This is a genomic window from Corynebacterium nuruki S6-4 (assembly GCF_007970465.1).
Taxonomy (GTDB): domain Bacteria; phylum Actinomycetota; class Actinomycetes; order Mycobacteriales; family Mycobacteriaceae; genus Corynebacterium; species Corynebacterium nuruki.
The window spans coordinates 1306703-1328688 of the sequence record NZ_CP042429.1; the positions used below are offsets into that span (position 1 = coordinate 1306703).

The following is a 21986-nucleotide window of genomic DNA, read 5'->3' on the forward strand; positions in this document are numbered from 1 at the left end:
GGGCGGTCAACCCGGACAGGTGCCGGCGACGATGAAACCGACCGGACGCCTCACACCTGGAAGTAGACACCGGCATGCAGGGCACAGCCGGGGTTGAACGGCGCCGCACAGCGGGGACAGCACGGGCGCGCCGGGGACGCCGGGCTGGCGGACGCCGCGTAGACGTCGAGGTACTCCCCCACCGTCAGCCATACCCCGCAGGACCGGCACAGCACCGCGTCCTGCGCCCGGTCGACCACCGTCGCCGTCGGCCAGGGCGTCACGGAATGGTCCTCGGCCTCATCATGACAGTGCAGGCAGGGGTAGGTGCGTCCGCAGCAGTGGAACCGGACCACCACGACATCCAGCGGCGAATGCCAGTGCGCGCAGCCCACGCCGCCGACCAGCCCCGCGGCGTCCGGCGCGGACATGTCAGAAGTCATTGACCAGCACGGCGGCACCGTCGAAGCGTCCGGCCTTGAGGTCACGCAGGGCGTCCAGGCCCTTCGACATCGGGTAGCGGTGCGTCGTCGCGCGGACGCCGTGCTCCGCGACGAGGTCGAGGAACTCGCGGCCCTGCGCCCGCGTGTTCGAGGTGACCGAGCGGATCTCCTTCTCGTAGAACAGTTCCGTCTCGTAGTGGATCGGCGGGATGTCGGACAGGTGGATGCCGGCGATCGAGAGGATGCCGCCCCGGTCCAGGGCCCGCATCGCCGGCAGCACGATGTCGCCGACCGGGGCGAAGAGCACGGCGGCGTCCAGCGGCTCCGGCGGCATGTCGTACGCCCCGGCGGCCGAGGCGCAACCCAGCTTCAGGGCCAGCTCCTGGGCCGCCCTGTCCCTGGTCAGGACGTGGACCCGCGCGCCGTCGGCCAGGGCGAGCTGGGCGCACAGGTGCGCCGAACCGCCGAAACCGTAGAGGCCCAGGCGGGCGGGATGCTCCGGGGTGGATTCGGGCAGCCCGGCGCGCTGCAGGGCGTGGTAGCCGATGATCCCGGCGCACAGCAGCGGGGACAGGGCCACGTCGGAGGCCACGTCCTGTGCCGGCAGCCGGTAGGCGAAGTCGGCGGGGACGGTGGTGTACTCGGCGTAGCCGCCGTCGGCGTCCCAGCCGGTGTAGGTCGAGTCCGGGCAGAGGTTCTCCTTGCCCGAGCGGCACCAGCGGCACTGCCCGCAGGTCGAGCGCAGCCAGGCCACGCCGACGCGGGCGCCGGTCCAGTCGTCGGCGGGGACGCCCTCCCCGACCGCGACGACCTCGCCGACGATCTCATGGCCGGGGGTGACATGGTCGTGGTGGACGTCGAGGTCGCCTTCGGTGACGTGCAGGTCGGTGCGGCACACGCCGCAGGTGTGCACGTGGACGAGCAACTCCCCCGGCGCGGGGGCGGGGACGGGCTTCTCGACGAGTTCGACCGGCGCGGTCGCCCCGTCGACGGGGCCGGGGGTGGTGACCTGCCAGGCGTGCATGGTGGTGGGGATGGTGGAGGTGGTCATGCCCCCATTGTGCTACTGCCGGCCGATGAAGGGCGTGGCTGCCGCGGGGGTACCCCCGGCCGGGCGGTCCGGCCGGAACGGGGCGAGCAGGTCGGACGCCGTCCCGCCGATCTCTTCGGCGGCGAGCCGCCCCAGCAGGGCGGACAGGGTCATGCCGGAGTGGCTGACCAGGGCGTACACCCGGTGGGAGGCGTCGGTGAAGCCGACGAGCGGGAAGCCGTCCTCCGGCAGACTGCGGGCGGACAGGTACACGGTCGGCACGGGCACCGGGGTGCCGAACACCGTCGCCAGCTCCTCCTCCATGAGCTGCCGGACGTCGGGCAGTGCGGCCTCCCCCTCGGCGACGCGGTGCTCCACCGGGGGCAGCTGGACCCACAGTCGCCGGTCGTGGCGGGGCCGGATGTTGATGCGGTCGCTGATGATGACCCGCCCCAGGTCCACTTCGGTGGGGTCGGTGAGTCCGAGGAAACTGTGGGTCCGTGCGGTGGGGCCGCCCGGTGCCGCCGGGTCGGCGACGGGCAGTCCGAACCGGCGGGACGCCGCCCCCGCGGCGATGACCACCACGTCGGGCGTCAGGACCGTGCCGTCGTCGAGGATGACCTCGGCGGTCTCCTGCCCGGCGGCGATGTGGGTGACCCGGCCCTGCCGCACCGGCACCCCGCGGTCGGCGAGGTCGGCGACGAGGGCGGCGGCGAACAGGTCGACGTCGAGGTAGCCCTCCTCGGGGAGGTAGAGCGCCTCGCCGAGATCATCGGGCCACCGGACCGCCGGTTCCAGGTGCACCAGGTCGGCCCGGCCGACGGGTTCGGCGGGGTAGTCCTCGGCCCGCAGCCGGGCGAGGCGTCCGGCGGTGAACTCCGCACGCTGGTGCGGCGTCCCGTCGAAGGCTGCGAGGAGGCAGCCGGAGCGGTGGAACCAGTCGCCGCCGAGCTCGTCCTGCAGCCGGTCGTGCTCGGCCATGCCGGCGACGTTGAGCCGGTGGTAGGCGTGCGGCGGCTTGTTGTTCGCGTTGATCCACGCGAAGGAGCGGTGGCTCGCCCCGGCCAGGGCGCCGGCCGCATCCAGCAGGGTGACGTCGGCACCCCGCACCGCGAGTTCCCGCGCCGCGCTCAGGCCGAGCACACCCGCCCCGACGACGCAGACGTGCGCTTTTTCTTCCGCCATGTTCCGAACCTCACCACCAGTTTCTCGATTTCCACGATCACCAGCACTGTAACCCCGATGCCGGTGCACATCAGCCACTGAGACCACGTCAACGGTGCCAGACCGATGAGCTCGGCGGCGGGTGCCCAGGCGGTGCACACCCACTGCAGCAGCAGCGCCGCCAGCGCGGAGACGAGCAGAAACGGGTTTCCGAAGGGGTTGAGGGTGAACACGGAGACCCGCAGCGCACGGGCACTGAACACCTGGAAGAAGTTGAACATCACCATGGTGATCAGGGCGAGGGTGCGGCACTCCTCCACCGGCAGGCCCTGGTCGCTGGCGACCCGGTAGACCAGCAGTGTGCCGACGCCCATCCACAGGCCGGTGATGACGGTGCGCAGCCACAGCCGCGTGTCGAGCACCCCCTCGTCCCGGCGGCGGGGTTTCTGCGCGAGTTCGTCGCCCTCGCCCTTCTCGAAGGACAGGGCGATGTCCTGGATGCCGTTGGTGACGATGTTCATGAACAGCAGCATCACCGGCAGGAAGATCAGCGGCAGTTCGGTGAAGGTGTTGGCCACCACTGCGGTCATCAGGGCCAGGCCGTTGGAGATGAGGAAGAACACACCCTTGCGGATGGAGGAGAAGGTCACCCGGCCCAGGCGTACGGCGTCCACGATGGTGACGAAATTGTCGTCGGTGAGGACGATGTCGGCGGATTCGCGGGCGACGTCGGTGCCCGAGCCGCCCATCGCCACACCGATGGACGCCGCCTTGAGCGCGGGGGCGTCGTTCACCCCGTCGCCGGTGACGGCGACGGTCTCCCCGTCGGCCTTCAGCAGCTTGACGATCCGCAGTTTGTCCCGCGGACTCATCCGCGCGGCGACACTGGTGTGCTTCAGTCGTTCCTTGAGCTGTGCGTCGTCGAAGCCGGCCATGTCGCGGCCGGTCAGCGGCTCGTCGCCGGGGCGTCCCAGTCCGAGGCGCTTCCCGATCGCGACGGCGGTGACGGGGTGGTCGCCGGTGATCATCATGACGTGGATACCGGCGCTGCGGCAGTCGCGGATCGCCTCACGTACCCCGTCGCGCGGCGGGTCCATCATCCCCTGCAGCCCGGTGAACCGCAGGTCGTGTGGGGTCGGGAGGACACCGGTCTCCCCTGCCGGCGGTTCGTCGAGGACGCCGGACGCCGTGGCGATGACGCGCAGCCCGGCCTCGGCCATCGCCTGATTCGCCTCCGCCATCGCGGCGTGCCCGGCGGAGTTCTCCGCGGTCTCCGGGCAGAACGAGGCGACGACCTCGGGGGCGCCCTTGACGTGGAGGGTGAGCCGGCCGTCACCGCCACGCCGCAGGGTCTGCGAGTAGGCCATCTCGGGTTCGTAGGGCATGTCCGCGACCGGTGCCGCGGCGCGTTCCTCCGTGGTGACCGCGGACCGGTCGAGGGCGATGCGGGCCATCGCGGAATCGACCGCGTCGCCGAGCAGGTCGCCGGTCTCCGGGTGTTCCTCGGCGTCATTGGTCAGTGCCCCGTCGCGCAGGCAGGCGGTCCCGTCACCGTCGTCGGGTGTCCACACCTGCTCCACGGTCATCCGGTTGACGGTGAGGGTGCCGGTCTTGTCGGAGCCGATGACGGTGGTTGAGCCGAGGGTCTCCACGCTGGGCAGGTGCCGGACCACGGCGTTGCGCCCGGCCATGCGGGAGACACCCACCCCCATGGCGACGGAGAGCACGACCGGCAGGGCCTCCGGCATCGCCGAGACGATGAGGGCGACGGTGGAGCGGAAGGCGTCGCCCAGCCCGGTGCCGAGGATGAGGTTCACCCCGAACACGGCGACCCCGACGACGACGAGGATCACGGCGATGGTCCTCTCGAGACGGTCGGTGAGGATCTGCAGGGGCGTTTTCCCTGCGTCCTCCTGCACGAGGGAGGCGATAGCGCCGAGTTCGGTGTCGTGGCCGGTCGCCACGGCGATGCCGGTGGCCCGCCCGGAGACGACGAGGGTGCCGGAGTAGGCCATGGTCACGCGGTCTCCGACAGGGGCGTCCGCGGCGAGGTGGTCGGCCGCGTCGTCCGCCAGCGCCTTCTTCGCGGCGGGCAGGACCTCGCCGGTGAGCGTGGATTCGTCGACGCGTAGTCCGTTGGTGGAGGTGATCCGCAGGTCGGCGGGGACCATGTCGCCGGACTCCAGCCGGACCGTGTCCCCGGCGACGAGGTCGGGGGCGGGGATGTCGACGGTCACCCCGTCGCGCACGACGGTGGCGACGGGGGTGGCGAGGGTCGCCAGCGCGGCGACGTCCTGCTCCGCCCTGCGGGCCTGCCAGTAACCGATGGTGGAGTTGAGGACGACGACCAGGAAGATCACCGCCCCCTCGAACCATTCGCGCTGGATGAGGGTGACGATGCCGGCGATGAGCAGGAAGATGACCATCGGAGACGCCAGCTGACGGCCCAGCACCAGGTACCAGGGGTCGGAGGTGGTCTCCCGCAGTGCGTTGGGGCCGTCGTGCGCGAGCCGGTCGGCGGCCTCCCGGGTGGACAGGCCGTGTCCGGGGGCGTCCAGACGGTCCCGGACCTCCTCGACGGTCGCGGTGTGCCAGGCGGGATGTGTCACGGTCTGTGTCACGGTCTGTGTCACGGTCGGCTCGCTTCCCTCGGGTCCGGGTGCCGGTGCAGGTCCGGTGCGTATCCTCCGCCCAGCCTAAAGAATCCGCGGCACGTACGCTGGGACCATGAACACCGAGAAGTCCCCGACCGTCATCGACGCCCCCGCCGTCGCCGCCGCCCTGTCCCCGGTGGACGCCGTGGCCGCGGTCACCGCCGCGCTCACTGACCCACGGACCGCCTTCGACCCGGCGACGGACCTGCCACGGCGCACCGCCCACACCGACCACGGCCATTTCCTGCTCATGCCGTCGGAGGTCGGCGAGTTCGCCGGGGTGAAGGTCGCCACCGTCGCCCCGGAGAACCCGGCGCGGGGACTGCCCCGCATCCAGGGGACCTACCTGCTGCATGACGCGCGCACCCTGGCCCCGCTCGCCGTCATCGACGGTGGTGCCCTGACCACGCTGCGCACCCCGGCGGTTTCGGCGGCGGCGGTGCTGCCCACGCTGCGGCTGCTCAACCGGCCGCTGAACCTGGTGGTGTTCGGCGCGGGCCCGCAGGGGGTGGCCCATGTGGAGACGTTCGCCGCGGCCCTGGACAAGCCGTTCGCCTCGGTCCGGTTCGTGGTCCGTCACCCCGACCGGGCCGATGACTCGGCCCGGGCACTGGGCCCGGTGCTGGCCACCGATTCGCAGGAGACACTGGATGCCCTCGCCGCCGCCGACCTCATCATCTGTGCCACGACCGCGGACACGCCGCTGTTCCAGACCAACCAGGTCCGTGACGACGTGGTGGTCGTCGCCGTCGGTTCCCACGAGCCGAACACCCGCGAGCTCGACGCGGGTTTCCTCGCCGGGGCGGCGGTCATCGTGGAGGACGTGGAGACCGCCCTGGAGACCGCGGGCGACATCGTGCTGGCGAACTTCGAGGGGGCGGTCAACCGCGGCGATCTGATTGCGCTGCGTACGGCGTTGACCGGCCCGGCGGTCGCCCCGGGGCGGCGTCCTGTCGTGTTCAAGAGCGTGGGGATGTCCTGGGAGGACCTGGTCGTCGCCGAGGCGGTGTACCGCCGGTTCAGCTGAGCGGGCCGAGGTGTTGTCCCCGACTGCCGGATGGTTAACAGATCCGTACGGTGGGGACCATGAATGCTGATGCGCTTCTGGGAATCGTCACTGTCGTCCTCATGGGCGGTGGCCTCCCGATGATCGCCGCACTGGTGGGGATCATCGTGATCCACCGGCAGGAGCTGAAGGCCCCGGCGCGGGCCGGCGACCCGGCGCGCCGGACCGGGAACACCGCCACGGCCGTGGCGGGCGTCCTCGCCGGGGTCCTGCTGTGGGCGGTGTGGATCAGCTGGGGTCGTTTCGAGTACCCGACCTGGGCGATCGTGGGGTGCGTGATCACCTCGGTACTCGTCGTGGTGGCGCTCGGGCTGCTGGCACACTGGCGCTGGTCGGGCCCGTTCACGGCGGCGCTCGGCGGACTTTTCGGCTTCTCCACCGCCTGCGCGGTGCAGATGGGGCTCGACGACTACGAGGGCGGGGACGGCCTGTGGGGTGTGGGCTACATGATGATCGTCTTCTTCGGCGGCGTGGTGCTGGCGGCACTCGCACTCGGGGTGATGCTGGTGCGGACGCAGAAGCATCTACGAGACAGCACCCATGGACCGCACCACCCCGAGGACGGAACGCCCGGATCCAGGTCGATACTGTAATTCCGTACGGTGGAGCCATGGGCACCACCACGATTCTCCTGAACCTGCTCACGAGCATCGCTGTGTTCGGCATTCTTCCTCTATGTGTGGCCGCACTCTTTCTCCGTGCACTTCACCGCGCCGAATTGGCGAACCCCGATCGGTATCACGATCCGGCCGGAAGAACCGGCGATATCGTGACCGGGACATTGGGGGTCGCGGTGGGCATTGGACTCTGGTTGGTGTGGTTCAGTTGGGGGGATCCGGCCCATTACGCCTCGTGGTCAGTTACAGGGTGCGCCATCACAGCGTTCCTTGCGATTCTCCTCCTGGGTTTTGCAGCGCGTTGGCGGTACACAGGACCATTCTGCGGTGCATACGGAGGCCTGTTCGCCTTCTCAGCGAGTTATGCCGTCGACACGGCCTTCTACGACGAGTCGGGCCTGTGGGGCGTGGGGTATTTCAGCATCGTTCTCGGAGGCGGCGTTCTGGTGTCACTCATCGCACTCGGCATCATGCTGATTCGCACTCCGAAACTCCCTCACGGCACAAGGGCCGACCACCGCTGAGTGAACAGATCTACAGCTTCATCGAAATCTCAATCCCACCCTGCCCCGGGACAGTGACGGACAGGAAATCCCCGGACGACCGGACGCGCTCCAGGTAGTCGGCGTAGTCCGTCGCCCCGCTGATGACGTTGTCGCACACCACCAGTGCCCCGGGCCGCAGGTGCGGCGTGAGGATCTCCAGCGCCGGCAGGGCCATCGGGATCCAGATGTCCATGAGCACGAAATCGACCGGGCGGCCCTGCTGCTCCAGCTCCGTCAGCCGCGGCGGCAGTGTCTCCCGCAGATCGCCGGTGAGGATCTCGGCGTACTCCCCCACCCCGGCCTCCGCGAGGGTCCGCTCGGCCGCCGCGACCTTCCCCGCCTCATGTTCGGTGCCGATGACCAGGCCGCCGGTCTCCCGCACCGCGGCCGCCAGATAGATGGTGGAGACACCGTAGGAGGTGCCGATCTCCACGACGGTCCGGGCCGCGGCGCTGCGGCACAGCAGGTGGCACAGGGCCGCCTTCTCCGGGTCGATCGCGACCATCTTGTCCTGCAGCATCTCCTTTCCGGACGCCGTGGCGGTCCAGTCCCACTGCCCGGTGCCGACCTTCGCCTTCACCGCCTCCCGGAGTGCGGGGACCGCGCTGCCCAGCAGTTGGCGGCGGTTCTGCCGGTGCAGTCGGTCGGCGACCTCGCGGGCCCGGTCGTCGAGGGGTGAGGGTGCTGTCTTCTGAGTCCTCGGCATGGCAGGCAACCCTAACCAATCATGGTGCGGTGCGGTACCCCCTGCGGTGCCGGCCGTTGCTTTCCGACGGCTGTTCTAGGGTGGGGCCCATGACGGACACCAGCCCCCTGCACACCCGCGCCACCGGGATCCTCCGGGAACTCACCGGGCGGCCGGACGCCACCTTCCGCGACGGCCAGTTCGAGGCGATCGAGGCGCTGGTCAGCGACCGGAAACGCGTCCTGGTCGTGCAGCGCACCGGCTGGGGGAAGTCGGCGGTGTACTTCGTCGCCGCCCGCCTGCTGCGCGAACAGGGCGCCGGGCCGACCCTGATCATCTCCCCGCTGCTCGCCCTGATGCGCGACCAGGTCGCCGCCGCCGGCCGCGCCGGGGTGCACGCGGCGACGATCAACTCCTCCAACGTCACCGAATGGGACGAGGTGCTGGGCGCCCTGCGGCAGGGCTCCCTCGACGTCCTGCTCATCTCCCCGGAACGGCTGACCAACCCCCGGTTCCGGGAGCGCGTCCTCGACCCGCTGCTCGGCAGTGCGGCGTCCGGCGCCGGGGTGGGGATGATCGTCGTCGACGAGGCCCACTGCATCTCCGACTGGGGCCACGACTTCCGCCCGGACTACCGGCGGATCGGCGCGCTCCTGGCGTCCCTGCCCGGCGACCTGCCGGTGCTGGCCACCACGGCGACGGCCAACAGCCGGGTCGTCGAGGATGTCGCCGCCCAGCTGGGCGCGGACACGACGGTCATCCGCGGGCCGCTGTCGCGGGACTCGCTGCGGCTGGGGGTCGCCCCGACCGCCCCGCCCGGTCACCGGATCGGCTGGCTGGTCCAGCACCTCGGCGACTTCACCGGCTCCGGCATCATCTACTGCCTCACCGTCTCCGCCGCCGAGGACACGTCCCGGGCGCTGGCACAGGCCGGCTGGAACGTGGCGACCTACACCGGACGCACTGACCCGGAGGACCGCGCCCGGCTCGAACAGCAGCTCAAGGACAACGAGGTCAAGGCCCTGGTGGCGACGAGCGCGCTGGGCATGGGCTTCGACAAACCCGACCTGGGTTTCGTGGTGCACCTCGGCGCGCCGAGCTCCGCGGTCGCCTACTACCAGCAGGTCGGACGCGCCGGGCGTGCCACCGACTCGGCCGATGTGCTGCTGCTGCCCGGGCCGGAGGACCCGGACATCTGGGAGTACTTCGCGACCGCCTCCATGCCCGACGAGGCTGAGGCGGACGCCGTGCTCGCGGCGCTGGCGGGGGCGGAGGGACCACTGTCGGTCCCGGCCCTGGAGCCGATGGTCGGGGTGAAGCGCAACCGGCTGAACCTGCTGCTCAAGACCCTGCAGGTCGACGGGGCGGTCGACCGGGCCGGCTCCGGTTTCGTCACCACCGGGCAGGGGTGGACCTACGACGCGCCCCGCTACGCCGCCGTCGCCGAGGCGCGGAAACGCGAGGCGCAGGCGATGCTGGACTACGAGGCGGGCACCGAATGCCGGATGCGGTTCCTCGCCGAGGCCCTCGATGACCCGGACGCCCACGACTGCGGACGCTGCGACGTGTGCGCCGGGGTGTGGTGGGATGCCTCGGTCAGCGACACCAACGAGTCGGGCGCCCGGCAGATCCTCTCGGGCATCGGTCTGCCCGTCGACCCGCGCGGCCAGTGGCCGTCCGGGATGGACAAGGTCGGGGTGCCGCTGAAGGGGAAGATCCCGGCCGGCGAGAAGGTCGCGGAGGGTCGGGTCATCGCCCGCTACACCGATCTGGGGCCCGGCCAGGTGCTGCGCGGGTTCCTCGCCGCCGGTGCCGACGATGTCCCGGTGCCGACGAACATCGCCGACTGGTGCGTCCGGGTGCTCAGGGACTGGGACTGGGAGGAGCGTCCGACCACGGTGGTGGGGATGCCGAATGTCACGCGGCCGGTCACGGCGTCCGATCTGGCGTCCGGGCTGGCGCGCACCGGCCGGATGACGGATGCCGGGCAGCTCAGTTACCTGCACGATCCGGGGACACCGGACGTCAACAGCGCCTACCGGGTGAGGAACCTCCACGACGCGTTCGGGATCTCCCCGGAGACCGCCGCGGCCGTCGACGGGCAGGTGGTGCTGCTGGTGGACACCGAGATCGGGTCCCGCTGGGCGATGACCGTCGCAGGCCGGGAACTGCGCCGGGCCGGGGCGCGGGCCGTGCTGCCGTTCGCCCTCGCGCTGCGCGGGTAGACTCGGCCGATAAGGGTAACCACACCAGGAAAGGCCAGTTGAGGTGCACGGAGAGTACAAGGTCCCCGGAGGAAAGCTCATCGTCGTCGACCTGGAGGTCGAGACCGGAGGACCGGAGGATCCGGGCGTGCTGCGCAACGTCCAGATCGCCGGTGACTTCTTCCTCGAACCCGACGAGGTCCTCACCCGCATGACCCTCGCCCTGGAGGGTGCACCGGCGGACCTGACCGTCGACGAATTCTCGGAGCGGGTCCAGGATTCCCTGCTGCGCAGCGACGTGCTGTTCGGCATCACCGCCGACGGGGTGGGTGTCGCGGTGCGCCGCGCCCTGGGCCACGCCGTCGACTGGAGCGACATCGACTTCGACGTCATCTACGGTCCCGCCATCGACCCGATGCTCAACGTCGCGATGGACGAGACCCTCACCGCCGATGTCGCCGCCGGTCGGCGCAAGCCGTTCATGCGGCTGTGGGAGTGGAACTCCCCGCAGGTCGTCATCGGTTCGTTCCAGTCCTACGCCAACGAGATCAACCAGGCCGGCGTGGACAAGTACGGCATCACCGTCTCCCGGCGGGTCACCGGTGGTGGGGCGATGTTCATGGAGCCGGGCAACTGTGTGACCTACTCCCTGGTCGTGCCGCAGGCCCTCGTCGACGGGCTGAGTTTCGCCCAGTCCTACCCGTTCCTCGACGAGTGGACGATGGAGGCGCTGAAGAAGGTCGGCATCAACGCCCACTACATCCCGCTCAACGACATCTCCTCCGACGAGGGGAAGATCGGCGGCGCGGCGCAGAAGCGGTTCTCCAACGGCTGGATGGTGCACCACGTGACCATGTCCTACGACATCGACGCGGAGAAGATGCTCGAGGTGCTGCGCATCGGCAAGGAGAAGATGAAGGACAAGGGGCACCGGTCCGCGGTGAAGCGGGTCGACCCGATGCGGTCGCAGACGCAGCTGCCGCGCGAGGAGATCCTCAAGGTCTTCCACGACACGTTCCAGCAGAAGTACAACGCCACCGAGGGCGAGATCACCGAGCATGACCTGCAGGTCGCCCAGCAGCGGTGCGACGAGAAATTCTCCACCCCGGAGTGGACCTACCGGCTGCCCTGACCGGCCGGCCGCGCCGGAGTCTGCTCCGGCGCCCGCTCCGCCACAGCCGCCGCCGGTTCGTAGAGCAGCCACCGTTCGCCGCCTGGTACCAGGCGGCCCCGCCGACGAGTGCCGGAACGGACAGGAACAGCACGACGTAGGCGGGTGTCATCGGGATCGTCGTCGGCAGTTCCCCGCTCAGCTCCTCCGACAGGCCGAGATGCAGCACCGACGACAACCGGAAGTAGTCGAGCAGTCCGGTGGCGCCCCACCCGGTGACCGCGCCGGCGGCGAAGCGGAGTCACCTGCCGACGAACTCCCGTGGCGTTACCCCGTACCCCACAGCGAAGTCCCGGCTGAACTGCGACAGATGCCGGTAGCCGACCGCATGGGCGGACTCCGAGGGCGTCGCCCCGGCTGCGAGCAGCCGCCGGGCTGTCTGCAACCGGACCGTGGTGCGCCACTGCAGGAACGTCATCCCGGTGTCCGCCCGGAACCCGGCGTTGAGCTGTCGCGGCGTCCGCTCCACCGCCCCCGCCCACTGTGACAGGGTGCGCTGGTCACGCAGATCACCGAGCAGGGCGTCCGCCACCTGTGCCGCAGGCGAACGTTCCACCGTCGTCGCCCCATCGCGCCGGGCCACACCGGGCACCCACGGAGAGTCGACCACCGTCGTGCGCCCGTACCCCTCCGGCGCCACGCCGCACTGGTTGCCCATGACATGCTGCAGCAGTGCCCAGACCTCGTAGTCCGGCACATCGGCCGGCCCGGGATCCTCGCCGAGATCGACTTCGCCGACGGTGAACGTCAACGGCAGCACCACCGACCCCGGCTCCGTCCGCACGCCGTGACCGCGGTAGGCCGGCATCCACGCGATCTGCCCCTCACCGACACTCAGGACGCGTTCCCCGACAGTGAGCTCCATTGCCCCGCGCCAGACCCACAGCAGCAGGTGGAAACCGTGGTCCAGGTTCGGTGGGGCAGACAGCTCTCCCCAGGGCGGTGGCCCCGGGACACCGGCCGCCGGCGTCCCCGTGCCGTCCCACTCAGCCCGCCACACCTGTGGCGTCCTCCCGAACCGGTTCCGGAATGCCCGGATGAACCCCGTCGATGTACGGAACCCCACTGCCTCCGCGACCTGCGATACCGGGGTGCCGGGGGCACGCAGCAGATCCTGCGCGGCAGCGAGCCGGGTCTCCCGGCGCCACGCCGCGAAGGTCAACCCGGTCTCCGCCGGGAACACGCGGTGCAGTGTCCGCTCACCCACCCTCACCCGCGCCGCCCACTCCGCCGCCGTCAGCGACGACGCGGGATCGCGCAGCAGACCGTGGGCCACCGCCAGCGCCGCCGGCGTCCGCGGCAGCGCCGGACGCCCCTCCGGGCTACTCCCGGCCAGTGCCTCGACCAGCTCGGCCGACCGGTGGCCCGGCTCACGCAGCGGCGCGATGGACGCGGTGAAGTGGTGCAGCAGCCAGTCGTTCCACTCCTCACCGGGTGTGAACACCTGCAGGTCATCGTGCCCCTCCGGCACCTCTGCGGATGCGATGCGTACCGGTACGGGGACGGCACCCGGCGCGACGAGGAGCGTGGCGTCCTTCCCCGGTGGGACGAGGACGCCCTGCCCGGCCGCCAGTCGCACCACCTCACCACAGGTCACCGAGACTTTCCCGGTGTGGCACCACAGCAGCAGGTACCGGTCACCGGCGGTCAGGGTGATGCTGAACGGGGTCAGATCGTCAAGCACAGGGCAGTCCGGTACGACGTAAGGGCATGAAGTTAAGCATAGCCTGTCCTACTGAATATCTGACCCCCGGAACTTCAGGAGAACAAGTGAAGCTGTCCCGTACCCTCCCCGCCGCCCTGCTCGGTGCCGCCCTCGCCCTCGGCATGACCGCCTGTGGCGACGGCGATTCCTCCCGTGACGCGGCGACCGCGACCGAGGCCGAGGCCGAGGCCGCATCCTGGCCCGTCACCGTCGACCACGCCCGTGGCTCCTCCACCATCGAGGAGAAGCCCGAGCGGATTGTCGTGATGCACGAGGCCGGTGTCGACCCGGTGCTCTCCCTCGGCCTCGAACCCGTCGCCATGTTCGAGATCCAGGGCGGCGACGACAGCATGCCCTGGTTGAAGGGGAAGATCGACTGGCCGGAGGACGCTTCCCTGACCGCCGAGCGCACCGCGAACCCCGAGGCGGTGGCGAAATACGATCCCGACCTCATCATCGTCGGTGATGTCTACGCCGACAACGCGACGTGGCACGAGCTCGAGGACATCGCCCCCACGCTCGTCTACGACTGGCCGACCGACGGCCCGGCGTGGCGTCCGATCCTCGACGGCGTGGCGGAGGTGACCGGGCTGGAGGACAGGGCCGACGAAGTCACCGCCGCCTACGACGCCCGGATCTCCGGGATCCGGGCACAGTTCCCCGGCATCGACCAACTGACCTACAACTCGGCGATCCTCAACAAAGGGCAGCTGATGTACAGCACCAACTCCGTGTTCGAGGACCTCGGCATGGTGCAGACCGACCGGCAGAAGAAGGCCGGCGCCACCGGCACCGTGTCGATGGAGCGCCTCGACGAACTCGACGGTGACCTGCTGGTCATCTACGATCCCGCCGGGGAGAAGCAGAAGCTCGAGAGCAGTCGCCAGTTCCGGAGCCTGCCGTCAGTGACGAACGGGGCACTCGTCTGGCAGAACATGGCACTCGGTTACGCGGTGACGACCGCCGCCGGGCCGATGAGCCTGGACTGGGCGGTGGAGCAGATCACCCCGGAACTGACCGCCGCCGTGAGTTAGTCGCAGAACTTTTCCGCTGTCATGAGCTGACCCGATTCTGTCGATCCGACCGGACAGAATCCACAGATATGGGTCAGCTCGTGACAGACCCTCACCCACGGGACGCCAGCAACGCCTCCCGTGCCAGTGCTGCCGCGGCCGTGCTGTATATCGTCGGCTGCCAGTCCCGGGACTCCAACGGGGCGACGTATCCGAACAGGACCAGGGTGGGGGTCATCGAGATCGCGTCATATGATCTGAGGTCCTCGGTACCGTCAAGCCCGGTGCGCCACCCGGTGGCAGTGAGCAGGTCCGCCCGGGCACTGTCCGCCAGCTCCTGGTCCGGTGAAGTCGCCAGATCCAGCAGGGTCAGCGCCTCGATCTCCACGTCGATGTCCCGCTGAACTGCGGTGGTTGCAGTACTGCCCGTGGAACGCTGCTGCGCGCCCACCCGGGTCACCAGGTGTTCCCAGAGCTTCTCGGGATCCGCCATCACCCGCTTCCCCGTGGCGGTGAGCCCCAGGTAACCCCGGCACTTCCGCACCAGCCCGAGCTTGGTCAGCGCCGTGCGGATCACGGAGACCTGCGGAATATTCGACTCACTGCGGCTCTTGGTGAGACCGTCATAGCGGCTCGGGAACTCCGCCATGGCCGCCTCCACCACCTTCGGCGGAAGGTAGCCGGCGCCGGTGAGCTTCACACCGTCCGGCCCGGCGTCCGCAACGATCCGAAGGAATACGGTGATACCGCTGAGGGCTTCCGCCTTCGCCGTGGCGTCCGGCAGGTCAAAAGGCAGGTTCTCGACCTGCCCCTCGAGGATCTCAAGTTTCGTGCCGAGGAAGACCGTCCACGGCGACTGCTCCAACTGGTGGAAGATCTGCGCGAGGACCGGGAACCCCTCCAGCAGGGAGGGAATGTAGTCCGGCGACTCCGTCGTCCGCGCCCACCACTCCACGGGGAGCAGTTGACGGATGATCGCCTGGGCGTCCACGACCTCAGGATCGAAGTCGTCGAAAAGGTGCCCGGTCTCCGGGGCGGTCTTCATCGCGGCGAACTCCTCGGCGGTGCGCCGGCTGCCGCAGTCCTCCGGCGGAGCCGCACGCTCACCGGTGACGTACTCGGCGACCGGGGCATCCTCGCCACCACGGGCCAGAATCTCGACGAGCGTGACTGTCAGATCCCAGTCGTCGCCGAAGTCGTAGAGGTAGTGGAGCACCTCACCTGGCTGCTGCACCGTCTCATCGAGGCGGACCATCCGCGTCGGCGCCCCCTGCTGGTACGGGTCCGGCTCCTGCTCATCGAAGGGACACAGGAACAGTTCCACCGAGTCCTCGTACACTCCCCCACCGAGCGAGAAACGGTACAGGTGGTAGTCCCACCACAGGAAGCAGGCCTGGATCACCTGGTGCAGCACCGCCAGCTTCATGTCGGAGGGCACCAGCACCTCCCGCCAGATCTCCGGATCAGACTCGTTGAGCGAGATCCGCAGACGGAAGGTGTGCACCCCCGGCAACGGTTCCCGACGCAGATGCGGGCGCTTCGGCGGCTCCCCGAACACGGCGACGTCATCGAAAGAGGAGAAGTCGGTCATGGGCGCCAGGGTATACGAGGCCTCCCCCGCCCAGTTGACTGCTGATAGCATCTACTATATTACCACTACAGAAGCAGTTATTTCCCAGATCAGGTCCGAGGCACAGGCGGCCGATGAACTCCGCGCCCGAGCTTCCGACATGCTCGTCTCCGCGGTGCGGGCCGGATATGCGGCCGGACTCACCCAACGACAGATCGCGGACGCCATCGGACGGAGTCAACCGGAGGTCTCCAGGTTGCTCCGATTCCACGGCACGACACCACTGGGACGCCGGCTCCGGCGGTACCGACCACAGGTTCTGGAAATTCTCCGTAAAGCAGGGGTCACCAACCCCCGGGTGTTCGGCAGCGTCGCCCGCGGCGAGGACCGCGGGGATTCCGACATCGACCTGCTGGTCGATCTACCGGAAGGCTTCGGGCTCCTTTCGCTCTCCCGGCTTGAGGGGAGAGTCGCCGACACCCTCGGGACACCCGTCGATATCGTCCCCGCCAGTGCCCTGCGGGTGAATGTCAGTGAGTCCGCCCTCTCCGATGCGGTGCCGCTGTGAGCCGGACCCTCCGGGCCGAACTCGACAACCTGGGCTGAAGTCCCCCCACTAGCGCCCTATTCCCCGTTCACCCCTGCCGCGCCAGCTGCATGACGGTCTGCCGGTCCGTCGTCAACGCCCGCAGCGTCCCGAACCCGGTGACCACCGCGGCGATCACCACGCCGGCGAGGATCACGTACATCAGCGCCAGCTGGGTGGCCACCGCCTCCAACGGGTCCATGCCCGCCAGGATCAGGCCGGTCATCGCCCCGGGCAGGAACACGATCCCGAGCGCGGCGGTCTGCTCCACCTGCGGGGAGATCGCGGTGCGCAGCGCCGAGCGCATCAGCCGGGCGGCGGCCTGCCGCACACTCATCCCCAGCGCGAGGCCCGCCTCGATCTCCGCACGCTGGTCGGCGGTGAACTCGACGACCCGCGTCGCCGCGACGACCCCCACCTTCATCGAGTTGCCGATGACCATGCCGGCGACCGGCACCAGCGCCCGACTCGACAGGTCGAACATGCCGAACCCGAAGATGATCGCCAACGAGGACGCCGCCACGACCGTGTACGCCACCAGCGAGATCCCGAACAGTCCCGGGACCGCCGGAGCCCGACGTTTCACCGTCACCGACGCGAAGACGACGATGCCCACCGTCCACGCCCACGACCACCAGATCGACGTCCCCGGGTCGACCAGCAGCACCAGAGCGAAGCCGACGATGCCCATCTGCACCAGGGACCGCACCACCGCCACCACGATCGGACGGTTGAGTTTCAGGCGGAATCCGCTGGTCACCGCCATGGCTACCGCGATGAAGATCAGGGAGACCAGCAGTCCGAGCCAGCCGACGGAGCCGTTCATGCGACCACCTCCCCGGACTCGATGCGCAGTTCGTGATCGGCGATGCGGCGGACCTGCCCGGCATTGTGGGAGACCCACAGCACCGCCAGACCCCTGCCGGACGCCGGGTCCGCCAGGTGGCGTGCCAGATTCTCCAGCACCGTGGCGGCGTCCTCGTCGAGGGCGGAGGTGACCTCGTCGGCGAGCAGGACCTTCGGGCGGGTGGCCAGCGCGCGGGCGAGGCAGAGCCGCTGTGCCTCGCCGCCGGAGAAGGCGTCCGCCTCCCGGTGCAGGTAGTCGGTGGTGAGCCCGACTTCGTCGAGCAGGTCCGCGGCGGCGTCCTCGCCGAGGGTGCGGTCGGCGGCACGCAGGTTGTCGAGGGCGGTGCCGGGGAAGACCGTGGGACGCTGGAAGACCATGGCGACCTCCCGCCGCAGTCGTTGCGGGTCGACGCCGGTGAGATCCTCGCCCCGGTAGAGGATCCGCCCGGAGGTCGGCACCTCCAGCAGATTGCAGCAGCGCAGGAAGGTGGACTTTCCGGAGCCGGAGGGGCCGGTCACCGCGGTGATCCCGGACGCAGACACCTCGGCGGTGAGATGGTCGAGGATGGGGCGCCCGCCGCGCTCGACGGTGACGTCCTCGAAGCGGAACAGCGGTGCCGTACCGGTCATGACAGCATCTCCCGGAGTTCGGCGAGGTCGGCGGCGGCACGGGCGCTGCGGGCCGGATCGGTGGCGACGACCGCATCGGCGAGCGCCTCCAGGACGGCGAGCGTCGGCACATGGCTGGGACTGTAGGCCGGGTTGCCGCGCCCCACTCCGAGCGCGACCGCGGCACGGGGGTCGGCGACCAGCCTGCTTTCGGTGACCTGCACGACGGGGACGCCGAGCTGCCCGGCGCGGGTGTAGAGCGCCTCGACCTCCTCGGAGGGGTTGTCGTAGGACAGCAGGATGACGGCGTCCTCCGGGGCCAGCGCGATGACCTGGTCGGCGAAACCGCGGCCCGTCATCCCCATCGCCAGTGCCGGGACGCCGCCCCGGGCCAGGTACTGGGCGGTGTAGGACGCGATGTGGCGGGCCGGGCCGAAACCGACGATGACCACGCGCGCGGCGTGGGCCAGCACGTCGAGGGCGGCGGTGAGCCCGTCGTCGCTGAGCCGTTCGGGCAGACTGGTGAGGGCCCCGGTGCAGGCGGCGACGTGGCAGGAGACCACCCCGTCACCGAAGGCGCGCACGGTCGACTGCAGCCGGCCGGCCTGGGACAGTTCCGCGGCGAGGTGTTCCCGGAGCTCGTCGAGGCCGGCGAAGCCCAGCTTGTGGACCGTCCGGACGACGGTCGCGTCGCTGGTCCCGGATGCGGCGGCGAGTTTCAGTGCGGACAGGTGGCCGACACTGTGCGGGTTGGCCAGCAGGAAGTCCGCGACGCGGGTCTCGGCGGGTGAGAGCCCGCCGCGGTGGGCGGCGATCTGGTCCTCCAGTTTCATGGGTGCGGATACTACATGATCGGCTTGCTCCGTCGTGACTGCTACAGCGGGTCGGGGACGCCCGGTTGACCACGCCAGGGTGGTTCCGGACGCCCGGACCACCCTCACACGGTCAACGCGGGCCGACGGCACCTACCCTTCCCTCGCATACTCCCGCGGACTCATCCCCACCTGCTCCCGAAAGTCCCGGCCGGTGGAGAACGGCACCGTGTACTACGCCGACGCACAGAACCTCAACGCCATCAACGCCGCCGGCCCGCACTCGCTGCGCGGGTTTCTCGACCGGGTTATCCCACCATCGAGAAGCTGAAGTAGTCACACAAACTTCCGGAACACCGTCACTCCCCCAGCCTCCGAGAGCCACAGTTCACCGTCCACCCACTGGGCCGTGACCTCCGAGGACGCCACCGGCACCTCCAGCACCACATCGAGCTCCGCCCCGTCAGACTCCGGATCGAACAGCCGGAAGGTGCCGGGGCGGTTGTCTTCCTCCCACCACTCGTCGTCATCGGTCATCGGTCGATACTCGAACGCCCCGAACCAGGGCCCCACCACCGTCAACCAGAATCTCGACGCAGGTTCCCGGTACCTGCGTACGACCCCCAGATCAGCGTCCCGCAGCGTGAGTGTGTCATCGCTCAACGAGAAGATCCGGTCACCAATGACATACACGAACATCGGGTCCCAACTGGTCGCTTCCTCCACCCACCGGACATCGCTCTTCCCGGAGTCGTCGGCTACGTACCCCAGCCGGTACACCAGCACCCGGCGCTCATCGTCCTCTGACTCGTCGAGCACGATGTACCCGCCGTCGGGATGCCGCCACACACGGGCATGTCCCGGCAGCTCCACCGGTCCGGCCGCCTCGTCCGCCAGTTCTCCGGTCCGCCGGACCTCGTCGGCGGACGGTGTGCGCTCTGACCACGAAGGGGCCGCCGGTTCCGCGACGGGTTCCTCCTGCCTCTCCGTCGGCATGCCCGTACCTGCGTCCGTCTCCCCCTCATCAACCACGCCCGTCGGCCGCCACGGGTCCGGACGCCGCGGCGTCCCGAACCTGTCACTGTCCCACATGAATGCGTCCGCGGGCAGGACGTCCGGGTAAGAGACATCGACCAGTTCACCGCAGCCGTCACCGTTGTCGACGGCCAGCAGCACGCCGGTCCCGGCGTCCACCGTGATCCAGCGCGCCGCCGGCGACGCCTTCAGATGCTGCGCGGGAAGGCCCGGGATCCGCAGGCAGTCACGCCCGCCGCGGACAGTCTCCTCGACCGGTCCGGAAGGAAACAGCTGGTCGAGCTCCCGCAGCAGGCCCACCGGCGAGCGTAACCAGGTGGCCGACATGGTCACCGAGAGGTGCTCTGTCGCGTCCAACGGGTCACCGTCGGTCATGACGACCACCCGGTCACCGTCGTCGACCAGCCGCGGCGTGCCGTCGGCGTCCGTGATGCGGATCCGGTGCTCGTCCCCGACGATCCGGTACTCCCCTGGAGACAGGACGAGTCCGGCGATACGCTCGTTCCCCATGATCCAGCCGAACTGCGAGCCGTCCGGCTCACCCCACGGCCGCAGCGTGGCGGTGACAGGCACCGAAGCACCGTGAGTGATCAGGGAACGGATGTCGGACCAGTTGCGCATGCGGCCACGTTACCGACGGACCGGACCGCGGAGTATGCACCGACATATCCGAACTTCTCTGCCACACATTGCTCGATTTGTCGGCGCAACCTCCGGCGAGGTGACCCCGGTTGACCGCGTCACGGTGGCGGACCCCGTCACGACCACCCTCACACGGTCAACGCGCCGCCGCCGTGCCCCATATGCAGGGCTGGTCGCGACGCTGGGCCGCACAGGGGCGTCCGGTGGCCGCTACGCACGGTTGTGGCGCGCCTGGTCGGGCACCTGAGATTCTGAGTGGAACCTGTCGGAATCTCTGTAGTATCTGCACGTCACGGCACTACATTGAGCCCGATTCACCCCCTGAATCCACCCCCGTGGTGCGCTGCGACACTCCCGCCCCGGATCCGTGACGACCTGCACAGACCCACGCTGACAGGGTCAGCGACACCTGAGGTGCGTTTAGGCTGTGCTTTGTGTGGCTCGCCTCATCCTGGTTAGGCTCACTGAAGAGCAAGCCCAAACCTGACGTGAAGGAATGAACACCACCATGCGCTCCCTCTTCCGCGGCCGCCGCCGCCTCGCCCCGGTCGCCCTGGCCGCCACCGCCGTCCTGTCGATCGGCGCCGTGACCGCCTGCTCCAGCGACGACGACAGCAGCAGCTCCAGCGGAGACACCAAGACCGTCACCGACGCGCACGGTGAGGTCGAAATCCCGGCCCACCCGCAGCGGGTCGCCGCCTTCGACAACCGCATCTTCTCCATCCTCGAGGACTGGGACGTCGACCTGGTCTCCGCCCCGATCGAGATCATCCCGGACTCCATCACGAAGTACCACGACGACAAGGACATCAAGGACGTCGGAAACTTCAAGGACCCCGACCTGGAGCAGCTCGTCGCCGCGAAGCCCGACCTGGTCATCACCGGCTACCGCCTGTCCAGCTCCTACGAGAAGATGAAGGAACTGCTCCCCGACGTCCCGGTGCTGGACCTCAGCTTCGACAAGGACTTCAACAACAAGGACAAGGACGCCCCGAAGACCCAGGGCCTCGAGAAGACCCTCAAGGACATCACCTCCCTGATCGGTGAGGTCTTCGACAAGCAGGACGAGGCCGCCACCATCGAGAAGAACTTCGATGAGGCCAAGGACTCGGCCAAGGCGTCCTACAACAAGGACCAGAAGGTCATGGGTCTGGTCACCTCCGGCGGCAAGCTCGGCTACGCTGCCCCGTCGACCGGCCGCTCCGTGGGCCCGATCTTCGACATGCTGGACCTGACCCCGTCCTACAACCACGAGGGTTCCACCGACCACAAGGGCGACGACATCTCCGTCGAGGCCATCGCCGACTCCAAGCCGGACTGGATCCTCGTCCTCGACCGCGACGCCGCGATCAGCGCCGACGAGCCCGACTACAAGACCGCCACCGAGCTCATCAAGAGCTCCGAGGCCATGAAGAACGTCCCGGCCGTCCAGAAGGACAACATCATCGTCCTGCCGGCCGACTTCTACGAGACCGAGGACATCGTCGCCTACACTGATGCCCTGAAGCAGATCGGCACCGCCTTCGACGAAGCGAAGTAGTACAGCGCGTTACACACAGAATATCCCGCACCCGGCCCACTGACTGACCACCGTCATCAGCGGGTCGGGT

The 21986-nt window shown here is 69.3% G+C and carries 19 protein-coding genes; 8 read left to right on the forward strand and 11 right to left on the reverse strand.

The window, feature by feature from the left end; genetic code table 11:
• Positions 1-50 precede the first annotated feature (50 nt).
• Genes FSW06_RS05820 through FSW06_RS05835 form a run of 4 tightly spaced genes read right to left on the reverse strand, consistent with a single transcriptional unit; the run spans position 51 to position 5249 of the window.
• The gene (locus FSW06_RS05820) at positions 51-422 is read right to left on the reverse strand and encodes a CHY zinc finger protein (protein ID WP_244946815.1); all 372 of its coding nucleotides are present in this window, start codon (positions 420-422) and stop codon (positions 51-53) included.
• The gene (locus FSW06_RS05825; RefSeq protein ID WP_029450028.1) at positions 412-1446 is read right to left on the reverse strand and encodes a zinc-binding alcohol dehydrogenase family protein; all 1035 of its coding nucleotides are present in this window, start codon (positions 1444-1446) and stop codon (positions 412-414) included. Before FSW06_RS05825 ends, FSW06_RS05820 begins: the two co-directional genes overlap by 11 nt.
• 39 nt (positions 1447-1485) lie before the next feature.
• Complete coding sequence (locus FSW06_RS05830; RefSeq protein WP_010121849.1) at positions 1486-2637, reverse strand: NAD(P)/FAD-dependent oxidoreductase; 1152 nt, start codon at positions 2635-2637, stop codon at positions 1486-1488.
• Positions 2583-5249 (reverse strand): cation-translocating P-type ATPase, encoded by a 2667-nt coding sequence (locus FSW06_RS05835; protein ID WP_010121850.1) that lies wholly within the window; start codon positions 5247-5249, stop codon positions 2583-2585. The genes FSW06_RS05830 and FSW06_RS05835 overlap by 55 nt, the downstream gene beginning before the upstream one ends.
• A gap of 94 nt (positions 5250-5343) precedes the next feature.
• On the opposite strand from FSW06_RS05835, the gene FSW06_RS05840 reads away from it, so the two are divergent.
• The 3 genes from FSW06_RS05840 to FSW06_RS05850 are packed head-to-tail and all read left to right on the forward strand — an operon-like array spanning position 5344 to position 7477.
• A complete protein-coding gene (locus FSW06_RS05840; protein WP_010121851.1) occupies positions 5344-6297 on the forward strand; it encodes an ornithine cyclodeaminase family protein in 954 nt (317 codons plus the stop codon).
• Positions 6298-6356: 59 nt separating this feature from the next.
• Positions 6357-6929, forward strand: a complete 573-nt coding sequence (locus FSW06_RS05845; protein ID WP_010121852.1) for a hypothetical protein — start codon at positions 6357-6359, stop codon at positions 6927-6929.
• 17 nt (positions 6930-6946) lie between these two features.
• The gene (locus FSW06_RS05850; protein WP_010121854.1) at positions 6947-7477 is read left to right on the forward strand and encodes a hypothetical protein; all 531 of its coding nucleotides are present in this window, start codon (positions 6947-6949) and stop codon (positions 7475-7477) included.
• Between the two features lie 10 nt (positions 7478-7487).
• Here FSW06_RS05850 and FSW06_RS05855 read toward each other — a convergent pair whose 3' ends face one another.
• Positions 7488-8204, reverse strand: a complete 717-nt coding sequence (locus tag FSW06_RS05855) for an O-methyltransferase (protein WP_010121855.1) — start codon at positions 8202-8204, stop codon at positions 7488-7490.
• A gap of 89 nt (positions 8205-8293) precedes the next feature.
• Here FSW06_RS05855 and FSW06_RS05860 point away from each other — a divergent pair, with 89 nt between their 5' ends.
• Entirely contained in the window at positions 8294-10408 is a 2115-nt protein-coding gene (locus FSW06_RS05860) for a RecQ family ATP-dependent DNA helicase (RefSeq protein ID WP_010121857.1), read from the forward strand.
• Positions 10409-10451: 43 nt separating this feature from the next.
• Positions 10452-11519, forward strand: coding sequence for a lipoate-protein ligase small subunit (locus tag FSW06_RS05865; protein ID WP_010121858.1), 1068 nt, complete (start codon positions 10452-10454; stop codon positions 11517-11519).
• Positions 11520-11799: 280 nt separating this feature from the next.
• Here the strand turns inward: FSW06_RS05865 and FSW06_RS05870 are convergent, their stop codons facing one another.
• Complete coding sequence (locus FSW06_RS05870; RefSeq protein ID WP_010121859.1) at positions 11800-13242, reverse strand: helix-turn-helix transcriptional regulator; 1443 nt, start codon at positions 13240-13242, stop codon at positions 11800-11802.
• Positions 13243-13328: 86 nt separating this feature from the next.
• On the opposite strand from FSW06_RS05870, the gene FSW06_RS05875 reads away from it, so the two are divergent.
• Entirely contained in the window at positions 13329-14297 is a 969-nt protein-coding gene (locus FSW06_RS05875; protein ID WP_010121860.1) for an ABC transporter substrate-binding protein, read from the forward strand.
• Positions 14298-14388: 91 nt separating this feature from the next.
• On the opposite strand, the gene FSW06_RS05880 is transcribed toward FSW06_RS05875, so the two are convergent.
• Positions 14389-15867: a plasmid pRiA4b ORF-3 family protein gene (locus FSW06_RS05880; RefSeq protein WP_010121861.1), complete on the reverse strand. Its 1479-nt coding sequence runs from the start codon at positions 15865-15867 to the stop codon at positions 14389-14391.
• Between FSW06_RS05880 and FSW06_RS05885 the strand changes: the two genes are divergently transcribed.
• Positions 15866-16414: a nucleotidyltransferase family protein gene (locus FSW06_RS05885; RefSeq protein WP_010121863.1), complete on the forward strand. Its 549-nt coding sequence runs from the start codon at positions 15866-15868 to the stop codon at positions 16412-16414. The two genes, FSW06_RS05880 and FSW06_RS05885, sit on opposite strands and share 2 nt — an antisense overlap.
• Before the next feature lie 67 nt (positions 16415-16481).
• Here the strand turns inward: FSW06_RS05885 and FSW06_RS05890 are convergent, their stop codons facing one another.
• The 4 genes from FSW06_RS05890 to FSW06_RS05905 form a co-directional block, all read right to left on the reverse strand.
• Positions 16482-17258 carry an ABC transporter permease gene (locus tag FSW06_RS05890; protein ID WP_010121864.1) on the reverse strand — a complete coding sequence of 259 codons (777 nt, stop codon included), beginning with the start codon at positions 17256-17258 and terminating at the stop codon, positions 16482-16484.
• Complete coding sequence (locus FSW06_RS05895; protein WP_010121865.1) at positions 17255-17908, reverse strand: ABC transporter ATP-binding protein; 654 nt, start codon at positions 17906-17908, stop codon at positions 17255-17257. Before FSW06_RS05895 ends, FSW06_RS05890 begins: the two co-directional genes overlap by 4 nt.
• On the reverse strand, positions 17905-18720 hold the full coding sequence (locus FSW06_RS05900) for a MurR/RpiR family transcriptional regulator (RefSeq protein ID WP_010121866.1): 816 nt from the start codon (positions 18718-18720) through the stop codon (positions 17905-17907). The genes FSW06_RS05895 and FSW06_RS05900 overlap by 4 nt, the downstream gene beginning before the upstream one ends.
• 315 nt (positions 18721-19035) lie before the next feature.
• Positions 19036-20355: a hypothetical protein gene (locus FSW06_RS05905; protein WP_010121868.1), complete on the reverse strand. Its 1320-nt coding sequence runs from the start codon at positions 20353-20355 to the stop codon at positions 19036-19038.
• Positions 20356-20884: 529 nt separating this feature from the next.
• On the opposite strand from FSW06_RS05905, the gene FSW06_RS05910 reads away from it, so the two are divergent.
• On the forward strand, positions 20885-21916 hold the full coding sequence (locus FSW06_RS05910) for a siderophore ABC transporter substrate-binding protein (RefSeq protein WP_040430751.1): 1032 nt from the start codon (positions 20885-20887) through the stop codon (positions 21914-21916).
• Positions 21917-21986: the final 70 nt, after the last annotated feature.